The organism is Streptomyces sp. NBC_01525 (assembly GCF_045040405.1).
GTDB classification, from domain to species: Bacteria; Actinomycetota; Actinomycetes; order Streptomycetales; family Streptomycetaceae; genus Streptomyces; species Streptomyces benahoarensis.
The window spans coordinates 3,505,406-3,526,773 of the sequence record NZ_CP109397.1 but is presented as its reverse complement, the minus strand read 5'-3'; the positions used below and the strand labels follow the sequence as shown (position 1 = coordinate 3,526,773).

General features: G+C 73.0%; 18 protein-coding genes and 1 pseudogene. 8 read left to right on the top strand and 11 right to left on the bottom strand.

All coding sequences use genetic code 11. The features are described from left to right. Positions 1–95 precede the first annotated feature (95 nt). Positions 96–806, top strand: coding sequence for a FadR/GntR family transcriptional regulator (locus OG422_RS15770; protein WP_143944850.1), 711 nt, complete (start codon positions 96–98; stop codon positions 804–806). 346 nt (positions 807–1,152) lie between these two features. Next, on the top strand, positions 1,153–2,481 hold the full coding sequence (locus tag OG422_RS15765) for a CynX/NimT family MFS transporter (protein WP_405743406.1): 1,329 nt from the start codon (positions 1,153–1,155) through the stop codon (positions 2,479–2,481). A gap of 167 nt (positions 2,482–2,648) precedes the next feature. Here OG422_RS15765 and OG422_RS15760 read toward each other — a convergent pair whose 3' ends face one another. From OG422_RS15760 to OG422_RS15735, 6 genes and pseudogenes are all read right to left on the bottom strand, one after another. Then, positions 2,649–3,278 carry an adenosylcobinamide amidohydrolase gene (locus tag OG422_RS15760; protein WP_405747815.1) on the bottom strand — a complete coding sequence of 210 codons (630 nt, stop codon included), beginning with the start codon at positions 3,276–3,278 and terminating at the stop codon, positions 2,649–2,651. Positions 3,279–3,410: 132 nt separating this feature from the next. Continuing rightward, a pseudogene (locus OG422_RS15755) lies at positions 3,411–3,629 on the bottom strand (adenosylcobinamide amidohydrolase); the annotation flags it as partial. 314 nt (positions 3,630–3,943) lie between these two features. Beyond that, positions 3,944–4,711: an ABC transporter permease gene (locus OG422_RS15750; RefSeq protein ID WP_405743405.1), complete on the bottom strand. Its 768-nt coding sequence runs from the start codon at positions 4,709–4,711 to the stop codon at positions 3,944–3,946. A gap of 142 nt (positions 4,712–4,853) precedes the next feature. Beyond that, entirely contained in the window at positions 4,854–5,765 is a 912-nt protein-coding gene (locus tag OG422_RS15745; RefSeq protein WP_143944845.1) for an ABC transporter ATP-binding protein, read from the bottom strand. Between the two features lie 55 nt (positions 5,766–5,820). Next, positions 5,821–6,777 carry an ABC transporter permease subunit gene (locus tag OG422_RS15740; protein WP_143944844.1) on the bottom strand — a complete coding sequence of 319 codons (957 nt, stop codon included), beginning with the start codon at positions 6,775–6,777 and terminating at the stop codon, positions 5,821–5,823. Beyond that, positions 6,767–7,870 (bottom strand): ABC transporter ATP-binding protein, encoded by a 1,104-nt coding sequence (locus OG422_RS15735; RefSeq protein WP_405743404.1) that lies wholly within the window; start codon positions 7,868–7,870, stop codon positions 6,767–6,769. Before OG422_RS15735 ends, OG422_RS15740 begins: the two co-directional genes overlap by 11 nt. A 381-nt stretch (positions 7,871–8,251) precedes the next feature. On the opposite strand from OG422_RS15735, the gene OG422_RS15730 reads away from it, so the two are divergent. The 3 genes from OG422_RS15730 (at position 8,252) to OG422_RS15720 (ending at position 12,664) form a co-directional block, all read left to right on the top strand. Then, positions 8,252–9,118: a M24 family metallopeptidase gene (locus tag OG422_RS15730; protein WP_405743403.1), complete on the top strand. Its 867-nt coding sequence runs from the start codon at positions 8,252–8,254 to the stop codon at positions 9,116–9,118. Positions 9,119–9,174: 56 nt separating this feature from the next. Continuing rightward, positions 9,175–11,013, top strand: a complete 1,839-nt coding sequence (locus OG422_RS15725; RefSeq protein ID WP_405747813.1) for an SDR family oxidoreductase — start codon at positions 9,175–9,177, stop codon at positions 11,011–11,013. Positions 11,014–11,464: 451 nt separating this feature from the next. Then, complete coding sequence (locus OG422_RS15720) at positions 11,465–12,664, top strand: MerR family transcriptional regulator (RefSeq protein WP_405743402.1); 1,200 nt, start codon at positions 11,465–11,467, stop codon at positions 12,662–12,664. A gap of 98 nt (positions 12,665–12,762) precedes the next feature. On the opposite strand, the gene OG422_RS15715 is transcribed toward OG422_RS15720, so the two are convergent. Then, positions 12,763–14,082: a carotenoid oxygenase family protein gene (locus OG422_RS15715; protein ID WP_143943771.1), complete on the bottom strand. Its 1,320-nt coding sequence runs from the start codon at positions 14,080–14,082 to the stop codon at positions 12,763–12,765. 4 nt (positions 14,083–14,086) lie between these two features. Next, complete coding sequence (locus OG422_RS15710; protein WP_405743401.1) at positions 14,087–14,674, bottom strand: hypothetical protein; 588 nt, start codon at positions 14,672–14,674, stop codon at positions 14,087–14,089. 116 nt (positions 14,675–14,790) lie between these two features. Here OG422_RS15710 and OG422_RS15705 point away from each other — a divergent pair, with 116 nt between their 5' ends. Further along, positions 14,791–15,408 carry a PadR family transcriptional regulator gene (locus OG422_RS15705; protein ID WP_143943773.1) on the top strand — a complete coding sequence of 206 codons (618 nt, stop codon included), beginning with the start codon at positions 14,791–14,793 and terminating at the stop codon, positions 15,406–15,408. Positions 15,409–15,453: 45 nt separating this feature from the next. On the opposite strand, the gene OG422_RS15700 is transcribed toward OG422_RS15705, so the two are convergent. Further along, complete coding sequence (locus OG422_RS15700) at positions 15,454–16,017, bottom strand: PspA-associated protein PspAB (RefSeq protein WP_143943774.1); 564 nt, start codon at positions 16,015–16,017, stop codon at positions 15,454–15,456. 114 nt (positions 16,018–16,131) lie between these two features. Continuing rightward, complete coding sequence (gene htpX, locus OG422_RS15695; protein WP_143943775.1) at positions 16,132–17,031, bottom strand: zinc metalloprotease HtpX; 900 nt, start codon at positions 17,029–17,031, stop codon at positions 16,132–16,134. A gap of 291 nt (positions 17,032–17,322) precedes the next feature. On the opposite strand from htpX, the gene OG422_RS15690 reads away from it, so the two are divergent. Both OG422_RS15690 and OG422_RS15685 read left to right on the top strand, forming a co-directional pair. Then, on the top strand, positions 17,323–18,237 hold the full coding sequence (locus tag OG422_RS15690; RefSeq protein ID WP_405743400.1) for an LLM class flavin-dependent oxidoreductase: 915 nt from the start codon (positions 17,323–17,325) through the stop codon (positions 18,235–18,237). A 113-nt stretch (positions 18,238–18,350) separates the two neighbouring features. After that, positions 18,351–19,403, top strand: coding sequence for an HAD family hydrolase (locus tag OG422_RS15685; RefSeq protein WP_143943762.1), 1,053 nt, complete (start codon positions 18,351–18,353; stop codon positions 19,401–19,403). A gap of 118 nt (positions 19,404–19,521) precedes the next feature. Here the strand turns inward: OG422_RS15685 and OG422_RS15680 are convergent, their stop codons facing one another. Beyond that, on the bottom strand, positions 19,522–21,267 hold the full coding sequence (locus OG422_RS15680) for a GAF domain-containing sensor histidine kinase (RefSeq protein WP_405743399.1): 1,746 nt from the start codon (positions 21,265–21,267) through the stop codon (positions 19,522–19,524). Positions 21,268–21,368: the final 101 nt, after the last annotated feature.

Sequence of the window (21,368 nt, the reverse complement as noted above, 5' to 3'; positions counted from 1 at the left end):
GCCCCGCATTCACACGTCACGAACATTCCGTGTAGCGTGAACGTACGAGTTGTAGGATAACTGGGCAACCGGGCAGGAAGGATGCGTGAGGGCGGATGGCGCTGCAGGCGGCGGGACGGCGATCGTTGGTGGATACGGTCGTCGAGGCGTTGCGGGCCCAGCTCGTCGCCGGTGAGTGGAAGGTCGGGGAGCGGATTCCCACCGAGCACGCGCTTGCCGAGCAGCTTGAGGTGGGGCGTAACACCGTGCGGGAGGCGGTGCGGGTACTGGTGCATGCCGGGATGCTGCGTTCCCGGCAGGGTGAGGGGACGTTCGTGGTGTCCGCCGCCGACCCGGGCGCGATCATGCGTGGGGTGCAGCGGGCCGGCATCCGGGACGTGCTGGAGGTACGGATCGCGCTGGAGGCGGAGGCCGCCCGGCTGGCGGCGGTCCGCCATGAGCCCGCCGACCTGGAGCGGATGCGGGCGGCGCTCGATGCGCAGGCCCATTTGGAGGACGAGGACGGGCAGCCCGCGCACGGCAACCTGGAGCTGTACGCGGATCACGACATCGCGTTCCACCGGGCCGTGGTGGAGGCGGCGCACAACACCGCGTTGACGGCGACGTACGGCTGGTTCAGCAGTTCCGTGCGGGAGGCGCTGGTCAGCGCGTTGGACGACCACGCGATTCCGAAGATCGTGCACGGCGATCACCACGCGGTCATGGAGGCCATCGCCTCCGGTGACCCGGAGGCGGCGGAGCGGGCGACCCGGGTGCTGCTGGACAAGCCGAAGCGTGCTCTGGAGACGCTGCTCGACGGGCGGTGACGGGGGGGCGGCTGCGGGGGCGGCTGCGGGTGGTTCCCCGGCTGTGAGGTGGTATTCCCCAGTACCGGTCGGGTGGGGGCGGTCCCGGGGGCGTTGATCAGCGTCGGGCTGCCGGGTGGACCGGCCGCCGGTTCCGTGGCGTTGTCTTCCGGGCGCCGCGTTCGTCTGGGGCTGCTTCGTCCCCGCTGGCGTCTGCCTCCGTAGGGCCCCTTCTTAGGGCCCCGTCGCCCCACCGTTCGCCGTACTCCGTTGGTCGGCATCTTGCCGCCCGGCCCCTTTTCGATTCCTCAACTCCCTTTCTCAGTCCCCCCTTTTCTTCGAGTTCCGATGGGTGAGGTGTGTACGCATGTCCGGGATCAGATCCGAGGCCCCGTTGTCCGAGGCCCGGTTGTCCGAGGCCCCTTTGATCGAGGCCCCTTTGATCGATGCCGAGGAGGATCTGGCGGCGGCGCCGCAGGTCGTCGTGGCGCGGCGGCGGTTGCGGGCGCATCCGGCGTTGTTGCTGGCCGGGATCGTGCTGGCGTCGTTGAACATGCGGGCGGCGCTGGCAGGGGTGTCGCCGCTGCTCGGTGAGATCGGCGGCCACTTCGGGCTGGCGGCGACGGCGAGCAGTCTGGTGACGGTGATTCCGCTGGTGTTCATGGGGCTCGGTTCAATCGTCGCGCCGAAGCTGGCGCGTCGGTGGGGTACGGAGACGGTGCTGTGCGGGGCGCTGGTGCTGCTGTGCGGGGGCATCGTGCTGCGGGTCGCGCCGCCGGTCGTGGCGCTGTTCGCCGGGTGCGCGGTGGTGGGGACGGCGATAGCCCTGCTCAACGTGTTGATGCCCGGCCTGATCAAGCGGGACTTCCCGGAGAAGGCGGCCGGGATGACGGGGCTCTACACGACGGCGATGGTCCTGGGTGCGACGGTGTCGGCGGCGACCGCGGTGCCGTTGGAGGAGGCGTTCGGCAGCTGGCAGGGGTCGCTGGTGTCGTGGGCGTTGCTGGCGGGGGTGGCGGCGCTGGTCTGGGTGCCGCAGGCGGTGATGTCCCGTAGGGGTACGCACCACGGGGAGGCGGCCGCGCGTCCGGCGCACGGCGTCGAGGACGGGCCGCGGTTGAGCCGGTCGGCGCTGGCGTGGCAGGTGACGCTGTTCATGGGGTCGCAGTCGCTGATCGCGTACGTGACGATCGCGTGGATGCCGACGATCTTCACGGATCACGGCATGGGGAAGGGTGAGGCGGGGCTGGTCTTCGCGTTCAGCACGTTGGTGCAGATGGCGGGTTCGTTCGTGGTGCCGCTGCTGGCGGGGCGGATGCGTCGGCAGCGGGTGCTGGGTGTGATGGTGTCGGCGCTGATGGCGTGCGGTGTCGTGGGGCTGATGGTGGCGCCGGTCGCGGGGGCGTGGCTGTGGGCGGTGCTGCTGGGGCTCGGTCAGGGTGGTGCGCTGGGGCTGGCGCTGACGATGATGGTGCTGCGTTCCGGTGATGCGCATACGGCGGCCCGGGTGTCGGGGATGGCGCAGACCGGTGGGTATCTGCTGGCGGCGGTCGGCCCGTTGGCGCTGGGCGCGGTGCATCAGGTGACCGATGGCTGGAGTGTGCCGCTGGTACTGATGCTGGTGGTGTGTGCGGGGCTGGCGCTGCTGGGGATGGGCGCCGGGCGGGATCGGCGGATTGGGGTTTCCCAGGCCTAGGGGGGGCGTAGTGGGAGCGGGGCGGTGTCCGGGGGGAGCGCCGCCCCGCTTGGCGTTTGGGGGGCGCGGGCGGTGGCGGTTCGCTTGCGGGCGGGGTGCGTTGGGGGGCGTCCCTTACGGGGAGGGGTGCGGGTGCGTGTCCCGTACGGGTGCGAAGCGGCTAACTGTCAGGGGCACGGGTCCGGCGGGGTGGCGCGGAGGTGGGCGTCGCGGGCGACGGCTTCGTGGGTGGCGCGGTGGACGGCGCGGGCGAGGCGGGCGCCCCAGAGGGAGCGGGGACCGGCGAAATGTTCGGCGAGGGCGCCGGGCCTGGGGATGCGGGCGGCTATGCAGACGGCGTCGGTCGGGGTGCCGGAGGCGTCGTAGCCGTTGTCGCGGAGTGCCTGGACCTTGGCTTCGGTGGCGGTGGCGACGGCGTTGACGAGGGCGGCGTCGGTGAGGGCCACGGGGAGCGCGACGAGGATGTTGATCGTGCCGGGGCCGGGGTGGGGTGCGGCGCGCGGGGGCGGGACGGCGGCCCAGCCGGAGACGCCGACACCGGCGGTGACCAGGGCTTCGACGCCCTCGTCCGTGGTGTGGGTGGCGGTGGCGAGGATGTCGGCGGCGGTCATCAGCCCTACGCCGGGTGGGAGTTGGGGCGCGGGCTGGGCGGTGGGGGCGTGGTCCGTGGCTGAGCCCGTAGGGGAGGTGGCGCCCTTGAGGGGAGGCGCCGTTGGGCTCGGGATCGCGAGAAAGGCTTCCGCTGCGCCTGCGCCCGTACGGGGAGCCTCTACGGGACCTGCGCTCGCAGGAGGAATGCCCGAGCCCCCCGTTCCCGTAGGGGAAATGTCCGGGTGGCCCGTTCCCGTGGAAGGAGTGGGCGGAGGGTAGGTGCCTGGTGCGGGCGCATCGCCAGGAGCCGTGATGGTAGCGGGAGTTGGGGGTGCGGGAGGCCCGCTGAAGGCGAGGGCGGCTATGTCGGTGAGGTGGTGGTGTGGGTCGTGACGGGTGTAGCCGTGGGGGACCTGGGCGTTGAGGAACCAGTGGCGTTCGCCGATGCCTCCGCCGAGGACGGCGCTGGAGATCATGCGCCAGCCCGGTCCGGCCCGCCAGAGAAGAACCGGGAGGGTGGCGGGTGCGCCGGGGCCGGCGGGGCAGGGGTGGGACAGGGGCTCGGTGCTGATCAGCGGGGTGGCGACCGGTGCCGTGGTGGGCCCGGGAGGAGTCGGGGGTGTCACCCGGTCACCTTACGGAGGGCCCGTACGGGTGGGAGGGCGTCTCCCCTGCGGTGGCCCTGTGCCGTGCCCCGCACCGCGGCTCGGGCTGTGGCTCGGGCTCCAGGTCCGGGTTCGTGCGCGCGGCTCCGGGTCCGGCTCCGGCTCCGGCTCCGGGTCCGGCTCCGGCTCCGGCTCCGTACAACGATCGGCGGGGGCCCGGCCCGTACGGCGGGACGGCGCTCCGGCCCCGCCCGGCCGTACGGCGGTCACTCCTCCCCGGCGAGGGTGAGGGCGCGGAGTCGGCGGGTGGCGTACCAGGTAGCGGCGGTGGTGACGGCGATGAGGAGGACGGCGGCGGTGGGGAGGGTGACGTCGGAGGTGAGGGTGGAGTCGGGGGCAAGGCGGCCGCCGAGGGCGAGGGCCCACTGCTGGATGCTGAGGGTGCGGGCGCCGGGGACGAGGTTGCCGAAGAGGGATTCCCAGACGAGGGCGTAGACCAGGCCGATGACGACGGCGTGGCGGGTGATCGTGCCGAGGAGCAGGAAGACGGCGGCGTAGGCAACGGAGGCGATGGCCGCGGCGGTGGCGTAGGCGACGGCGATCTGCTGACTGTTGCCATTGAGGATGAATCCGGCGACGAGGACGGGGACGGCGGAGAAGGCGAGGGTGACGCCGGTGGCGACGGTGAGTTTGGTGAGGACGATGGTGCTGCGGCGGACGGGTTTGGCGAGGAGGTAGACGACGGAGCCGTCGTCGATCTCCGGGCCGATGGCGCCGGTTCCGGCGATGACGCCGATCAGAGGGACGAGGGTGGCGAGGGCGAAGCCGCCGAGGATTTCCTTGGCGGTGGTGTCGTCGGCGCCGGTGAGGGCGCGGACGGCGACGGCGATGACGAGGAGGAGGGCGGGCAGGGCGAAGAGGATCAGGGCGCGTCGGCTGCCGAGGAGGGTGCGGTAGGTGAGGCGGGCGACGGTGGGGTGGAAGAGGGCGGGGGGCGGGGCCGCCGCGGGGGTGGGTGGGCTGGTGGTGGACATGTGCGGGTTCCTTCCGGGGCGGGCGGCGTCGGGCGGGGGTGGTGAGCGGGGCTGCCGTACTCCGTGCACCGTGCGGGTGCGGGCGGCGGGCGGAGGTTCCTGGGGCGCGGACCGAGGCGGGCGCGGGCCGCGGCCGCCCAGGTCAGGCCGTGACGAGGTAGGAGAAGACGGATTCCAGGGATTCGTCGGAGGGGGTGACCGTCAGGAGGCGGATGCCCCGGTCGTGGGCGACGCGGGGCAGGAGGGTGGTGAAACGGGTGAAGTCGACGGCCTGGATGTGGAGGGCGCCTTCGGTGTGGTCGACCTGGATGCCCGCGGTGGAGGGGTCGGCGATGAGGGCGGCGGCGAGGGCTCGGTCGTCGTCGGAGCGGACGAGGTAGCGGTGCGGGCGGTCCGTCATCAGGCGGCGGATCTTGCGGAAGTCGCCGGAGGCGGCGTGGCGTCCGGCGACGACGACCTCGATGTGGGTGGCGAGTTGTTCGACCTCTTCGAGGATGTGGGAGGAGAAGAGGACGGTGCGGCCCTCGTCGCCCATGTGGCGCAGGAGTTCCATGAGGTGCATGCGCTGGCGGGGGTCCATGCCGTTGAACGGTTCGTCGAGCAGGAGGACCGAGGGGTCATGGACGAGCGCGGAGGCCATTTTGACGCGTTGGCGCATGCCCTTGCTGTAGGTGGAGATCTTGCGGTCCTGGGCGTACGTCATGTCGACGGTGGCGAGGGCGGCGGCGGCCTGGGTGCGGCCGAGGCCGTGGAGTTCGGCGTTGGCGAGGACGAATTCGCGGCCGGTGAGGACGTCGTACATGGCTTCGCGTTCGGGGACGATGCCGAGGTGGCGGTAGCTGCGTGCGTTGCGCCAGACGGGGTCGCCGTCGAGGGTGACGGTGCCGTGGGAGGGGGCGAGGAAGCCGCCCATCATGTTGATGAGGGTGGATTTCCCGGCGCCGTTGGGGCCGAGGAGACCGGTGACGCCGGGGGCGATGGTCATGGTGATGTCGTTGACGGCGACGACGTTGCCGAACCAGCGGGAGACATGGTCGATGCGGACGGTGCTCATGGGCGCGGCTCCTCGTCGGTGCGGGTGGCGGTGTGGACGTGGCGTACGGCGTGGGTCACAGGCCGGCCTTGCGGTAGCGGCGCATGAGCAGGGCGAACGAGGCGGCGACGGTCACCAGGGTGACGAGGAGGTAGAGGCCGCCCGCGGCGGTGGTGGGGGCCAGGGCCTGGGGGAAGGAGGTGGTGCCGCCGAGGAAGGTGGCCTGGACGCCGTCGATCAGGGTGATCGGGGAGAAGAGGCCGAGCCAGCCGACGGCGGATTCGTGGCCCTGGACGTAGGCGATGCCCTGGAGGGCACTGACGGCCCCGTAGGGGAGGGTGAGGGCGGCGATGACGGCGGCGACGCCGAAGCCGCGGCGTGGGGTGACGGCGGCGAGGACCAGGCCGATTCCGGCGAAGAGGAGGGAGAGGAGGGCGACGGTGAGCAGGCCCTGGGCGAGGCCCTTGGTCTGGTCGGCGAAGTCCAGCTTCGCGAGGAGGGCCCCGGCGTAGAGGATCACCAGCGGGGTGGCGGTGAGGAGGAAGAGGGCGGCGGCGAGGGCGGCGAATTTCGCGGTGACGTAGTCGACGCGCTCGATGGGGCGGGAGAAGTAGAGCGGCACGGACCGGAAGCGCAGGTCGCGGGAGACGGACTGGGGTGCCTGGGCGGCGAGGTAGAGGCCGATGACGGCCTGGAGGTAGATCGCGTAGCGGCTGTAGTCGAGGGGGAGGCTGTGGGCCTTCGTGACGACGGTGACCGCGACCATGATTCCGGCGGGCAGGCACATGACGCCGAGGAGGAGCATCGGCAGCACCTTGGATTTGGCGGAGCGGCCGAGTCCGTAGGCGCCGCGCAGGCTCTGGACGAAGAGTGATCTGCGGGCGTAGGCGCGGCCGAGGCGGGGGCCGTCGTAGTGGCGGTAGCCGATGTTGTGGATGACGTCGGGAGCGTGCGGCCCGTAGGGGGCGTCGGGGCCGGGGCGGTGGTCGCCGGGCGTGGCGGCGGGGACCGGTGACGTGCGGTCAGCGGGCATCGGGGGCGCCTCCCTTCGGGGTGGGGGTTGCGGGTTCGGGGCCGGTGCCGAGCGGGGTTCCGGTGCTGGTGGTGGCCTCGGATTCGGTGGTGGCCGCGGTTCCGGTGGTGGCCTCGGTGGCCGTGGTGGTTCCGGTGTCGGGGGTGCGGAAGACCTCGGCGATGTGGTGGCGGCGGGGTTCCATGCGGACGAGGCCGAGGCCGAGGGCCGCGACCGTGTCTCGGACGAGGTCGTGGGGGTCCGCGCCACTGGGTGCGCCGGTGGCCTCGATGTGGAGGAGGTGGCCGGCGGGGGTGGCCGGGGCGGCGCCGGGGACGTCGCGGGTGACGGTGGCTCCGGCGGCGGCGAGGGCGGTGTGGAGGGCCGCGGTGCCGTCGGGGTGCTCGTCGGTGTCGGTGACCTCGACGACGAGGGAGGTGGTGGCCCGGGTGAACTCGTCGGTGGCGGAGGAGCGCAGCAGCGTCCCGCCGTCGATGACGACGACGTGGTCGCAGGTGCGTTCCAGTTCTCCGAGGAGGTGGGAGGTCACCAGGACGGAGATGCCGAAGTCGGTGTGGACGCGGCGGATCAGGGCGAGCATGTCGTCCCGGCCGACGGGGTCTAGGCCGTTGGTCGGCTCGTCGAGGAAGACCAGCTCCGGGTCGTGGACGAGGGCCTGGGCGAGTTTGACCCGCTGTTTCATGCCGGTCGAGTAGCCGCCGATGGGGCGGTATCGCTCCTCGTAGAGGCCGACGTGGCGGAGGGTGTCCGCGGTGCGTTCGCGGGCCGCAGTGGGCGGCAGGCCGGACATGCGGGCCATGTGGACGACGAATTCGGTGGCGGAGACATCCGGGGGCAGGCAGTCGTGTTCGGGCATGTAGCCGACGCGTTCGCGGATGGCGGCGCCGTGGGTGGTGACGTCCATGCCGAGGACGTGCGCGGTGCCCTCGGTGGCCGGGGCGAGGCCAAGGAGGATCTTGATCAGGGTGGATTTTCCGGCCCCGTTGGCGCCCACCAGGCCGGTCACACCGGGCGCGATGTCCACGGTCAGCCGGTCCAGGGCGGTCACCCGCGGGAACCGCTTGCTGAGGCTTTCGGTCAGGATGACGGTCACGCCTCGACGGTAGTGGCGCCCGCCACACGGATCGTCAACCCAGGCGACGGTCCGGCCCTACCTCTTCGGGACGACGACCCTTAGGGGATGCCGTCCTCGGGGGGCATGGCGGAGGCGACGGGGGCGGGGTTCGGGGTGGTGAGGCCGGGTGGGGCGGGCCTGGGGCTCGGGCCGGGTGCGGCTTGCGGGGCCGGTGGGGGCGGGCCCAGGTCTCGGGCCCGGTGCGGGCGGTCCCGGTGCGGGGGGCGGCGGCGGGCCCGTGGTGGGTTCCGTGAGGGTTACCCGCACGCCTCTTGACGTAGACGTCAGCCATTGTCACATTCATCAGTGTCAAGTTACGCGCACGTACCGCGATGCTCTGCTACGGACGGACGGTTGACGATGCCTGCAGTGACCTCACAGAATCCGGCGGCGGCCGGGGCCCTCGGCGCGCGGCTGCGCGGCTTCCGCGAGGTCCAGCGCCTCGCCTACGCGTGCGCCGAGGCCGTCGCCGCGCAGCTCAAACCGGGCGTCACCGAGCGTGAGGCGGCGCGGATGCAGCGGGTGTGGCTGCGCGAGCGGGGGGTGCGGGACTGGTTCCACCTGCCGTTCGCATGGTTCGGGGACCGGACGGCGTTCGCCGGGTTCCGCGTCCCGCTGCAGTTCTTCCCGACGGGGCGGAGGCTGGAGCCCGGGATGCCGTTCATCCTCGACGTGGCTCCGGTGCACCGCGGCTTCACCGCCGACATCGGGTACTCCGGCTGCCTGGGCCTCAACCCGGTGCACGACCGGCTGATGGCCGACCTGGAGGCGCACCGCGAGCTGATCCTCCGAGAGGTGCGCGAGCGCCGTCCGCTGCGGGAGATCTACGAGGACGTCGAGCGCCTGATGGTGCGCCAGGGGCATACGAACCGGCACCGGGCCTATCCGTTCGGCGTCATCGCTCACAAGGTCGACCAGGTCCGGGAACGGCGGTGGGCGCCGACGGTGTTCGGCTTCGGGACGCAGTCCCTGAAGGGGCTGGCGTCGGACGCGCTGCACGGGCACCGGGAGGGCTGGTCCCCGCTGTGGAGCCCGTACTCCTTCTCCGACCATCCGCCACAGCCGGGCCTGTGGGCCGTCGAACCCCACCTCGGCTTCCGGGGCACGGGCACGAAGTTCGAGGAACTCCTCGTCGTGACGGACTCCAAGGACCCGCAGGAGAGCGCCTTCTGGCTGGATGACGATCTGCCGCATGTGCGGCGGTGGCGGGAGGAGAAGGGCGCGTGACGCAGCTTCCGGATCCGGTCGGGAACGAAGTCGAAGGAGAGGGCGAGGGCAAGGACATGGCGGACGCGGTGGAAGGGTACGGGGCGGATGGCGCTCCCGGTGCGGCGGGCTCCGGGGGCGGTGGTACGGCTGGGGCCGGGATTCCGGGGGCCCGGGAGCGGTGGGTGCGGACCGGCGGGATCGAGCTGTGCGTCGCCGAGCTGGGTGATCCGGAGCGGCCCACGGTGCTGTTGGTGCACGGCTATCCGGACAGCAAGGAGGTCTGGTCCGATGTCGCGCAACGGCTCGCCGACCGCTTCCATGTGGTGTTCTACGACGTGCGGGGCTGTGGGCACTCGACCGCGCCGCAGCCGCTGCGCGGCGGGTTCACGCTGGAGAAGCTGACCGATGACTTCCTCGCCGTCGCAGACGCCGTCAGCCCGGACCGGCCGGTGCATCTGGTGGGGCACGACTGGGGCTCGGTGCAGTCCTGGGAGTTCGCGACGGTCCGGCGGACCGAGGGCCGGATCGCGTCGTTCACCTCGATGTCCGGGCCGTCCCTCGACCACTTCGGCCACTGGATCAAGCGGCGGCTGTCGCGCCCCACCCCACGCCGCGCAGCGCAGCTCCTGTCCCAGTCCTTGAAGTCCTGGTACGTCTACCTGTTGCACACCCCGGCCCTGCCGGAGATGGCTTGGAAGGGTCCGCTCGGCAAGCGCTGGCCGACGCTCATGGAACGGTTCGAGAAGGTGCCGGGCGGCGCCTACCCGACGCCATCGCTGCCCCGTGACGCGGCCCACGGCGCCTGGCTGTACCGCGACAACATCCGCTCCCGGCTGAGCCACCCCCGCGACGACGCCTTCGCGCACTGCCCGGTGCAGCTCATCACGCCGACCGCTGACGTGTTCCTGTCCGAGCGGCTCTACGACGACCTGGACCGGTGGGCGCCCCGGCTCACCCGACGTACGCTCCCGGCCAAGCACTGGGTACCGCGCACCCGCCCCGATCAACTGGCCGCCTGGATCACGGAGTTCGTCGCCGCTCAGGAGGAGGGCGACCCGGCGAAGGAGGTCGCGGCGTCCGGGGCGTACGCGGACCGGTTCGGCGGGCAGCTGGTCCTGGTGACCGGTGCGGCGAGCGGGATCGGCCGGGCGACGGCGTTCGCGTTCGCGGAGGCCGGGGCGCGGATCATCGCGGTGGACCGGGACGCGGAGGGCGCCGCGCGGACCGCGGACATGGCCCGGCTGATCGGCGCTCCGCAGGCGTACGGCGAGGTGGTCGACGTCGCGGACGCGGCGGCGATGGAGAAGCTCGCGGACCACGTCGAGGCCGCCTACGGCACAGTCGATGTGCTGGTGAACAATGCGGGCATCGGGCTGTCGGGCTCCTTCATGGAGACGTCGGTGGAGGACTGGCAAAAGGTCCTGGACGTCAATCTCTGGGGCGTCATCCACGGCTGCCGGACGTTCGGGAAGCGGATGGCGGAGCGCGGCCAGGGCGGGCACATCGTCAACACCGCGTCCGCCGCGGCGTTCCAGCCGTCCCGGGTCCTGCCCGCGTACAGCACGTCCAAGGCGGCGGTGCTGATGCTCAGCGAGTGCTTGCGTGCCGAGCTGGCCGGGCAGGGCATCGGGGTTTCGGCGATCTGCCCGGGGCTGGTCAACACCAACATCACCGCCACCTCGCGGTTCACCGGGGTGTCGGCCGACGAGGAGAAGGCCCGCCAGACCAAGGCCACCCGCGCCTACGGGCTGCGCAACTACCCGCCGGAGAAGGTCGCGGACGCCGTCCTGCGCGCCGTGGCCCGCAACCAGGCGGTGGTCCCCGTCACCCCCGAGGCACGCGGCGCACGATTCCTCTCCAGGGTGGCACCGCGGGCACTACGGGCCATCGCCCGTATCGAGCCTCCGCTGTGAGACGGGCCTGGGCACGATGTAGCTGGTGGCGCCGGGGATGTCTCGCGGTGGGGGCCGGGCGAGCGGGACGGCGCTGGGCCGGGGGCGGGCGTGTGGGGTGGCCCGGGCCGGGTGGCCGTTGGGCGGCGGCGCGCCGGACGGCGGCTCATCCTGGCGCGGGCCGGGCAGTGGCGCGGCAGGCGGGAGCGCGTCCCGGCACGGGTCAGGCAGGACCGCGTCGCCGCGCATGCCAGGTCGGCACCTGCCGCGTCCCCGCAGGCCGGGCCCATGGCGAGACCCGGGCTCGTCAGCCTGGCCCGGCCGCCGGTGCGATGCGGGGCCGGGCGGGCCGCCCGTACCATCCCTCGCAGGGCGGGGCGTTGCACGGCCGTCGCCCCGCCGGCGCCGCCACGGTCGTACGCGCCGCGGCGGGTGCGGTGGGCGGCGCGGCCGACCTGTGAGGAGCACCGCCTTGACCGACCAGCCGCAGCCGGAGTACCGCATCGAGGACCTGGCCCGCCTCAGCGGTGCCACCGTCCGGACCATCCGCGCCTACCAGGACCGCGGTCTGTTGCCCCGCCCGGAGCGCCGGGGCCGCGCCAACGTCTACGGCGACGCCCACCTCGCGCGACTGCGGCAGATCACCGACCTGCTGGAACGCGGCTACACCCTCGCCAGCATCAAGGAACTCCTGGAAGCCTGGGATGCCGGACGGGACCTCGGCGGGGTTCTCGGGCTGGCCGCCGAGGTCGACGGGCCCTGGAGCGAGGAGCAGGCGTCCCGTATCAGCGTCGAGCAGCTGCACGACGCGTTCGGCGGCACATCTGACGGGCCGGGGCTCGACGAAGCGGCACTCGCCGAGGCCGTCGAACTGGGCGTCCTGGAGCCCGTACCGGGCCGCACCGACGTGTACGCGGTGCCCAGCCCGCGGCAGTTGGCCGTCGCCGCCGAACTGCACTCCGCGGGCGTCCCGCTCACCGCCGTCGCCACCCATCTGCGGGAGGTGCGCGCGCAGGTCGAGCACATCGCCTCCCGCTTCCTGGACTTCACCACCGAGCACGTCTTCCAGCCGTTCCTCGACCACCCGCCGACGGAAGCGGCGGCAGCCGAGGCGGCGGCGTTGATTCGGCGGCTGCGTCCGCTGGCCCGGCAGACCATCGACGCCGAACTCGCCCGCGCGCTGCGCACACTCGCCACCCGCCATCTGCGCCGGCACCTCGCCGGTGCCCTCCCACCGGGCGACACCCCCGGTGCGCACGGGACCGGCACCACCGACGCCCACTGGCCCGGCGTCGGGGCGGAGGCCCACGAGCCCTTCGCCGCCGCACCGCGCCGGTACGGCGGTATGCCCCTGCGCCCCCGGCGCGAGGACGGTTCCGCGCTGCTCGCCGTGCCCGGCCCCGCCTCGGCCCCCCGTGCCGAGGCGGGCCGGGTGTCGGTCATGCTGCCCACCGACGCGGTGGCGGCCGTGCGGGAGCTCGTCGGCCCGGAGAACACGGCCGCGTTCATCGCGGCGGCCGCGCGGCGGGAGGTGCAGGCCCGCGCCCTGGACTCCCTGGTCACGTCGGTGCCGCCCCACCCCCACGATGCGGGACCGGGCGGGGCTGCAGCGGCACCCGGGCCCGACGGTACCGGCAGCTCCGGCGAGACCCGCGGCACCATCGGCGGCTGAGGCCGTGGGCCCGGGCCGACGCCGGTACCGAGGCCCCAGCCTCGCCGCACTGTGCTGTTGTCAAAGAGCAAGCCGGAAGCGCCGTGGCGTCGGCACGGTCAACAGGCCGGGTCCGGCAGCCAGTTGCCGTGGAATCCGTAGGGGACGCGCCGGGGAAGGCGGACGGTGGCGACGGGGCCGGCGGCTATCTCCTCCGCGTCGAGGATCACGAGGTCACTGGTGTCCGTCGCCGCGTCATGGACGTAGGTGAGCAGCCAGCCGGGGCCGCCGGGGGTGTCGTCGGCGGGTGCGAAGGCCGCCTCTCCGGGGGTGCGGCCGGGCCCGAAGTCGTACCGCTCGGATGCTCCGGTCTCCAGGTCGTAGCGGAGCAGCGCGCCGGGCACCGGACCGGAGCCGGGGCCCTCGGCGGCGGTGGCGTGGCCGAAGCGGGTGGGGCGCCCTGCGAGGCGGTCGTCGATCCGGGGGAACTCGCAGTCCCGGTCGTCGAGTTGCTCCTCACGGACGGTGCCGGAGGACAGGTCGAGGGTCCACCGCCACAGGTGCGCCGGGGCCGGGCCGCCGTAGGACGCGTACCGGGAGACGTACAGGACGATGCGGTCGTCGCCGTCGTCGTGGGCGTTGAGCGCGTGGAAGACGTAGCAGGGGTCGATGGGCAGTCGGCGGACCGGGCCGAACGGGTCGTCGCGCCGCAGGACGCAGAGGCGGGCGCCGTACTCCGGGTCCCAGCGGTAGGGCATACCAGGGGTGGTGTGGTCGAAGACGACGGGGAGATCCATGAAGACGACGTGGGCGTCGGTGAGGTGGAAGTCGTGCATCATCGTGTGGCCCGGTACGTCGATCGGGCGACTGAGCACCAACTCCCCGGCGGCGTCGGCGCGATGGTAGGTGAGATACGGGGGCCGGAGCCCGCCGTAGCCGAAGAAGTGCAGCTCGCCGGTGGTGGGGCAGGTCTTCGGGTGGGCGGTCATCGCGGTGGTGAGGCGGCCGCCGAAGTCGTACGGGCCGAGTGTCTCCAGCTCATGGCCCGGGCGGTGGTCCAGGACGTAGGGGAAGGACGACTCGACGAGGGCCAGGGTGCGTCCGGCGTGCCGGACGACGTGGGTGTTGGCGAGACCGGCGGTGCGGTCGAAGCCTCCCCGGCCGTCGTAGAGCGGGGCGCCGTCGGTGAAGGTCTTGGTGCGCACCCAGCGGTTGCGGTAGGCGGTGGCGCGGCCGCCCTCCAGGCGTACGCCGTGGACCATGCCGTCGCCGAGGAACCAGTGTGCCGAGGCGGCGGCGTGCGGGTTGGGGCCGTTGCGCAGATACCAGCCGGTCAGCTCGGGCGGGATGGCGCCGGTGACCGGCAGGTCGTGTGCGGTGAGTTCGTCGAGCACCGGGGCGAAGTTGCCGGCCAGGTGCGGTGCGGGTGCGGTGGTCATGGCGTCAAGCTCCCTGGGTCTGTGCCGGGTGCTGCGGGACGGTGTCGCGGAGGTAGCGGGCGCGGGCCCGCTCCGGGTAGGCGGCGGTGAAGCGGGCCGGGAGGACGAACCCGGCGATCTGCACCACGGCGGAGAGGCCGGGGAGCCCGCTGCGGAAGGACAGTGCCGCCTGGGCGAGGGCGGTGAGGGTGAAGGAGAGCGCCCAGGCCGCGGTGAGGACGGTGTTGATCCTCAGGAAGAGCGGGCTCGCGGCGACCTCGGGCGTCACCCGGCGGCGGGCTATGGCGAGGGTGAAGGGGGAGCGCGCGGCGATCGATCCCCAGGCGACGAGCGCCAGCCAGCCCATGGACAAGGACCCGGCGTAGACCTTGAGGCCGCTGTCCGGCCGGAGGAAGGCGAAGGCGGTGAGGGCCGTGAAGAAGAGGACCGTGCCGTAGTCGAGGAGGCGCTCGGAGGGCGCCCAGCCCGTGGTGCGGTCGGTGAGGAGGAACGCCGCCGCGAGTGCCAGTCCGGCCAGCGCGCCCCACTGCCACCCGACCGCGGAGACGACTCCGAAGGCCAGCCAGGGAATGAATCCCCGTAGGTACTGCATGACTTCTCCCCCCCGTCGGCGGGCCACACCCGCACACATTTCTGTTTCGACATGTCGAATGTAGAAGGTCAATCTCTGACGTGTCAAGAGTGGAATGTGGGAGGTAGTGTGCGGGCATGAGCCTGAGACATGCCGTGCTGGGCCTGCTGTCCGAGTCCCCGGCCAGCGGCTACGACCTGATGAAGCTGTTCAACGCCTCGCTGGCCAACGTCTGGCCGGCCACGCAGAGCCAGGTCTACGGCGAGCTGGGCAAGCTGACCTCCGCGGGCCTGGCCGAGGTGTCCGCGCACGGCCCCCGCGGCCGCAAGGAGTACGCGATCACCGACGAGGGCCTGGCCGAGCTGCGGCACTGGCTCGCCGAGGTCCCGCCCAGCGGCCCGCACCGCGACGACAGCCTGCTGCGGGTCTTCTTCCTCGGCGTCCTCACCCCGCTGGAGGCCCGTACGTTCCTCCTCGGGCGCGCGCAGGAGACCGCCCGGCTCCATGCCACGTACCGCCGGATCGACGAAGAGGCGGAGTGGGACGACGACATGATCTCCGTCTACGGACGGCTCGCCCTGGAGTACGGCCTGCGCATGACGGCGGCGCAGGAGGAGTGGGCCCGGTGGGCCGCGGAGCAGATCGACTCCGTCAAGGCCCGCGAGGCGGGCAACCGCGCCCGCAGCCGCCTCCGGAACGGCACCGGCACCAGGAACGGCACCAGGAACGGCGACGACCTCACGCCCACGGAATAGCGCGCCACCGGGACGCGCCCCGGGCGGGGCCGTCGGCCGCGCGGCTCAGAGCCCGGGCGCTCCCCACACCGGGAACCACCGGGCGAGATCGCTCTCGATCCGCAGATCGTCGCCGAGCATCGCCTTGACCTGCAGTTCCAGCGGGTTGTCGCGCTTCTCGGCGCCGTCCGCGGCGGGTGCGAAGGGGTAGAACGTGCCGCGCTTGTAGAGGTAGACGAGCGCCAGCCGCCGCCCCTGCTCGTCCTCGAACCCCATCAGCGAACAGAGCAGCTGCGGGCCGAACCCGGCGCCCTCCAAGGCGGAGTTCACCGCGTGCAGGTCGTTGACCAGCCCCGCGACGTCCTGCGGGTCGTGCCGGGCCTGCATCCAGGTGTAGCCGTACGCGTCCCGGCTGAAGTCGACCGGCGCTCCCAGGAGGGCGCGGACCTCCGCCTGGATGCGGGCGAACTCCCCGCCCTCGACGCTGGCGAAACAGACCGACCCGCGGCCGGTCGGCCTGAAGTCCGCCGCCGCCTCCAGCGTCACCGCCGCGGACGGCAGCGCGAAGAGCTGATCGAGGTCGGGGCGTACCGGCTTGCTGCGGCCGAGAAGCGCGTCCAGAAATCCCATGGCGTCATTCTCCCCGCTCGCCCCGCGCCCCGCCCGGAGCACACCCGCCGGACACGACGAACGGCGCGCCTTCCGGAGCCCCGTGAGGACGTGCGCCCCGGGGCGCACGCGCCGTCACGGGCGCCCCAGCTGCGCCGAGATCCGCCCCAGCTGCTCCAGCCGCTGCTCCAGCGTCGGGTGCGAGGACAGCAGCTGGTTGAAGGTCTCCTTGTTGAACGCCGGGGCGAAGAAGAAGGCGTTGAACGGCTGCGACTTGCGCAGATCGTCGGTGGGGATCCGGGCGATCTGCCCGGTGACCTTCGTCAGCGCGGAGGCCAGCGCCGACGGGCGGCCGGTGAGGATCGCCGCGGCACGGTCGGCGGACAGCTCGCGGTACCGGGACAGCAGCCGGGTCAGCAGGAAGCTGATCGCGTAGACGACTGCGCTGACCGCCGTGACGACGAGGACGGCGACCGCGGCGTTCTGATCGCGGTTGCTGCGGCCGACGCCGCTCCACAGGGCGGCGCGGGTGATGATTCCGGCGAGCACCCCCAGGAACGACGCGATGGTCATCACCGCGACATCGCGGTGCGCGACATGCGACAGCTCATGGGCGAGCACGCCCTCCAGCTCCTCCGGCTCCAGCCGCCGCAGCAGGCCCGTCGTGGCGCACACCATGGAGTTCTTCTGGTTGCGCCCGGTGGCGAAGGCGTTCGGGACGTCCGTCTCGGCGATGGCGACCCGCGGCTTCGGCATGTCCGCCAGCGCGCACAGCCGGTCGACGGCACCGTGCAGCTCGGGCGCCTGCTCCGGGGTGACCTCCCGCGCGCCCATGCTGAACGCGGCGATCCGGTCGCTGAACCAGAACTGCGCGACGAACATCCCGCCCGCCAGGAGCAGCACGATCACCCAGGCGCCCTTGAGCAGCACCACCAGCACACCGACGACCACCACGTACAGCAGCCCGATGAAGAACATCGTGGTGACCATCCGCGAGGTCAGCCCGCGATCGGGGGCGAATCGGGTCCGTGCCATGACTTCCTCCACGCGCCGCGCCTTCGCGCACCGGCCGACCCCGGCGTACACACCTTCCTGCGCGCCGGGCCCTGCTCACTGCGCCGCTCGCTTCCGATTCTCCCTCTTCCCCGCCGTACGCGGCATAAGTCCAGGTCAGCGGGGGCGGCGGAACGGGCATGGACGCCGGTGCAGGCCGCACGCGCCCCGGCAGGCCCCGCGCGCCCCTGGGGCGGCGGGCCCTCGCCACCCGTATACGAGCCGACCGGACGTCCCGGCCCGTCCGTGGGGCGCCCCCGTACGCTGAGAGGCATGAGTCTGCGTCTGAGCACCGTGATCCTCCCGTACCGCAGGTGGCACGAAGGGGGTCGCGCCACCTGGCAGCGGGCGGAGGAGCTGGGCTTCCACACGGCGTACACGTACGACCACCTGTCCTGGCGCGTACCGTTCCGCGACGGGCCGTGGTTCGGCGCCGTGCCGACGCTGACCGCCGCCGCGGGGGTCACGGAGCGGATGCGGCTGGGGACGCTCGTCACCTCGCCGAACTTCCGCCACCCCGTCACCCTGGCCAAGGAACTGATCTCGCTCGACGACATCTCCGGCGGCCGGATCACGCTCGGCATCGGCGCGGGCGGCACCGGCTTCGACGCCGGCGCCCTCGCCCCCAGCGGCCGGGAACCGTGGACGCCGCGCGAGCGGGCCGACCGCTTCGCCGAGTTCGTGCCCCTCCTCGACCGGCTGCTCACCGAGGACACCGTCACCTGCGACGGCACCTTCTACGCGGCGGGCGGCGCGCAGAACATCCCCGGCTGTGTGCAGCGCCCCCGCCTGCCCTTCGCCGTCGCCGCGACCGGCCCGCGCGGCCTCAAGCTCGCCGCGCGCCACGGGCAGGCATGGGTGACCACCGGGGACCCGAAGCTGTACGCGACGGGCACCCCCGAGCAGTCCGTCGACGCGCTCCGGGCCCAGATGGACAAGCTCGGCAAGGCATGCGCCGACGCCGGACGCGACGCCACGGAACTGGACAAGATCCTCCTCACCGGCTTCACCCCGGACCGCGCCCGCCCCCTGGAATCCGTAGCCGCCTTCGTCGACTTCGCGGGCCGCCACCGGGAGCTGGGCTTCACCGAGCTCGTCGTGCACTGGCCGATCCCGGGGACGGATTTCGCGGCGGATCAGGGGGTGTTCGAGGCGATCGCCACGGAGGCGGTGGGGCAGCTGGGGTGACGGCGAGGCCGTCACCGGGGCCCGGCTCAGCTTCCCCGGAGCCCCCACCCCCACCTCGGAAAGCCCCCTGCCCCAGGGGTTCCGCCCGCCGCCCCGTGCGCGAAGATGGGCCGGTGACCTCTGCGACGCCTTCCCGATCCTCTGTGACGGGCGCCCTGCCCCGGCTGATCGCGACCGATCTCGACGGGACGTTGCTGCACGACGACAAGACGGTCTCGGAGCGGACGGTCGCCGCGCTCGCCGCCGCCGAACGGGCCGGCGTCGACGTCTTCTTCGTCACCGGGCGGCCGGCCCGGTGGATGGATGTGGTCAGCGCTCATGTCCACGGGCACGGTCTGGCGATCTGTGCGAACGGTGCGGCCGTCGTCGACCTGCACCGGGGGCGCCGGTTCGTCGAGGTCAGCCCGTTGCCGCTGGCGGCCGCGCGGGAGGTCGTGGAGGCGCTGCGGTCCGCCGCGCCCGGTACGTCGTTCGCGGTCGAGCGGACCGGGGGCATCCACTACGAGCCTCACTACCCGCCGTTCCACCGCGATCCGGCGGCCGTCACCGCCCCGGCGGAGAAGCTGCTCGCCGACGACTTCGACCCGCCTCCGGGGCCCGCACCCACCACCCTGGGCGCGGGGGACGAGGTGATCGCCGCGCCCCTGGGGGCCCCGGACGCCGTCCCGGTGGGTGCTCAGGGCGCCGTCCCCGTGGGAGCGTCGGACGCCGGTCCGCCCCGTACCGTGAGCGTCATTCCGGGGGCCTCGGCGCCCGGGGTCGTCGCGGGTGAGATCCCCACGGCGGGCCCGGGGCAGCCCGTGCTCAAGCTGCTCGCGCACCACCACGAGTGGGAGCCGGACGCGTTCCTCGCGCTGGCGCGGCGGACCGCCGGGACGCTCGCCTCGATCACCCGGTCCAGCCCCACCTCCCTGCTGGAGATCAGCGGCCTCGGGGTCAGCAAGGCCGGGACGCTCGCCCGGTGTTGTGCGGAACGCGGCATCGCCCCGGAGGAGGTCACCGCCTTCGGGGACATGCCCAACGACATGGAGATGCTGGCCTGGGCGGGCACCTCGTACGCCATGGCCAACGCCCACCCCGACGTCCTCGCCGTCACCACCGGCCGCACCGCCTCCAACAACGAGGACGGTGTGGCGGCGGTGATCGAACGACTGCTGGGCACCTAGAGCCAGCCGGGTCCGGCGCAACGCCAGCGGGCCCGGCGCACGCCAGCCGTTGCACGCCCCCCGCCCGGCCCGGCGCGCGCCCCCGAGCCGCGCGCCGGTCGCCGAAGGCACACCGCCCTCACAAAGGCGCCTCCCACACCACCGTCGTCCCCCCGCCATCCGGCCCGATCCCAGGGCCGTGCGTGCTCGATCCGCCCAGCGCCTCGGCGCGTTTGGCGAGGTTGCGGAGGCCGCTGCGGCGGCCGTCCGCGGGGATGCCGGTGCCGTCGTCGGAGACGGTCAGCCGGACGCCGTCCGTGCCGTCGGGGAGCGTCACCGTCGCGTCGACGACGACCTCGATCCGCGCCGCCCGGGCATGCCGGAACGCGTTCGACAGCGCCTCGCGGACCGCGGCGATGAGGTTCTTGCCGGTCAGCTCGCCGACCCGCGCGTCGACGGGGCCGATGAACGACGCCGACGGGCGGAAGCCCAGCGGGACGGCGGCCGTGCCGATCTCCCGCAGCACCCGGGTGCGCAGCCCGGACGGCGCCTCGGCGGGCTCCTGCTGGAGCGCGAAGATCGCCGTCCGGATCTCCTGGATCGTCACGTCCAGCTCGTCGACGGCCTTGGCCATGTTCTCCTTCACCTCGGGCACCACGGCCCGCCGCTGGGCGCTCTCCAGCAGCATCCCGGTGGCGAACAGCCGCTGGATGACCAGGTCGTGGAGGTCGCGGGCGATGCGGTCGCGGTCCTCGTAGACGGCGAGCCGGGCCCGGTCGCGCTGGGCGTCGGCGAGGACCAGCGCCAGCGCCGCCTGCGCGGCGAACTGCGTGGCCAGGGTGCGCTCCGCCCCGGTGAAGGGGCGGGCGCCGCGCGCCCTGGGGGTGGCGAGGGTGCCCAGGACCCGGCCGTCGCTCTTGAGGGGCAACATCATGCTCGGCCCGAACCGCGATGCCAGAGGGGTGACCATCCTCGGATCGGTCGCCGAATCGTCGAGGAACAGCGGTTCCCCGGCCAGCAGTTGCTCCGCCACGGGGCTGTCCGGCGGGATCTGCGTCCCCATGATGCCGACCGGGTCGTCCGCCGACACCGCGACGATCTCCAGGCCACCGTCCTCGTCGGGCAGCAGCACGATCCCGGCCGCCGAATCCGCCAGCCGTCGGGCCTGTTCGGCGACGACGGCGAGCGCATCGTCGACGTCGCTGCCCTTGAGCAGTTCGGTGGTGACGGCGACGGAACCGTCGATCCAGTGTTCCCGCTGCCGGGTCGCGGCGTAGAGGCGGGCGTTGCCGATGGCGATGCCCGCCTCGGTGGCGAGGACCCGCACCATGTGCAGGTCCTCCTCGCTGAACTCGCCGCCGCCGCGCTTCTCCGTCAGGTAGAGGTTGCCGAAGATCTCGTGCTGGACGCGGATCGGCACCCCCAGGAACGTCCGCATCGGCGGGTGTCCCGGGGGGAATCCGCACGCGCGGGGATCCCGGGTGAGATCGGCCAGCCGCACCGCCTGGGGGGCGTGGATGAGCGCGCCGAGCAGGCCCTTGTGGCCGTCGGGCAGCGCGCCGATGCGCCGCCGGTCCTCCGCGGTCACGCCGTACGTCACGAAGTCCGACAGGCCCTCGCGCGCCTCGTCGATGATGCCGATCGCGGCGTACCGGGCGTCGGCGAGTTCGGCGGCGGTCTGCACGATGCGGTCGAGGGTGACGTGCAGGTCGAGTCCGGCGCCGACGGTGCGCATCGCCTCCATCAGCCGCGGCACCCGCGCGGTCAGCTCCGCGGAGAGCCCCTGGAGGCTGCGGGTCGCCTCGGTGGCGGCCTGCAACGCGTCGGTGTCCGCCCCGGGATGCCCGGTGTCCTGCGGTACGGAAGACCCTTCGGTGGCTGCCATACCCAGAGCCTAATACGGGCTGGTTTGTGGGCGTTTGCGGTGCTGGACGGTGCCGGTGACCCGTGGCCGCGCCCGGGGACGGTACGTCCCGGGCGGGCGCC

Coding starts and splice junctions, on each gene's coding strand:
- OG422_RS15715 (WP_143943771.1), bottom strand. CDS start 14,082: ATGACCACCGCACCCGCACCGCACCTGGCCGGCAACTTCGCCCCGGTG.
- OG422_RS15740 (WP_143944844.1), bottom strand. CDS start 6,777: ATGCCCGCTGACCGCACGTCACCGGTCCCCGCCGCCACGCCCGGCGAC.
- OG422_RS15750 (WP_405743405.1), bottom strand. CDS start 4,711: ATGTCCACCACCAGCCCACCCACCCCCGCGGCGGCCCCGCCCCCCGCC.
- OG422_RS15705 (WP_143943773.1), top strand. CDS start 14,791: ATGAGCCTGAGACATGCCGTGCTGGGCCTGCTGTCCGAGTCCCCGGCC.
- OG422_RS15680 (WP_405743399.1), bottom strand. CDS start 21,267: ATGGCAGCCACCGAAGGGTCTTCCGTACCGCAGGACACCGGGCATCCC.
- htpX (WP_143943775.1), bottom strand. CDS start 17,031: ATGGCACGGACCCGATTCGCCCCCGATCGCGGGCTGACCTCGCGGATG.
- OG422_RS15745 (WP_143944845.1), bottom strand. CDS start 5,765: ATGAGCACCGTCCGCATCGACCATGTCTCCCGCTGGTTCGGCAACGTC.
- OG422_RS15710 (WP_405743401.1), bottom strand. CDS start 14,674: ATGCAGTACCTACGGGGATTCATTCCCTGGCTGGCCTTCGGAGTCGTC.
- OG422_RS15725 (WP_405747813.1), top strand. CDS start 9,175: ATGGCGGACGCGGTGGAAGGGTACGGGGCGGATGGCGCTCCCGGTGCG.
- OG422_RS15700 (WP_143943774.1), bottom strand. CDS start 16,017: ATGGGATTTCTGGACGCGCTTCTCGGCCGCAGCAAGCCGGTACGCCCC.
- OG422_RS15730 (WP_405743403.1), top strand. CDS start 8,252: ATGCCTGCAGTGACCTCACAGAATCCGGCGGCGGCCGGGGCCCTCGGC.
- OG422_RS15765 (WP_405743406.1), top strand. CDS start 1,153: ATGTCCGGGATCAGATCCGAGGCCCCGTTGTCCGAGGCCCGGTTGTCC.
- OG422_RS15770 (WP_143944850.1), top strand. CDS start 96: ATGGCGCTGCAGGCGGCGGGACGGCGATCGTTGGTGGATACGGTCGTC.
- OG422_RS15690 (WP_405743400.1), top strand. CDS start 17,323: ATGAGTCTGCGTCTGAGCACCGTGATCCTCCCGTACCGCAGGTGGCAC.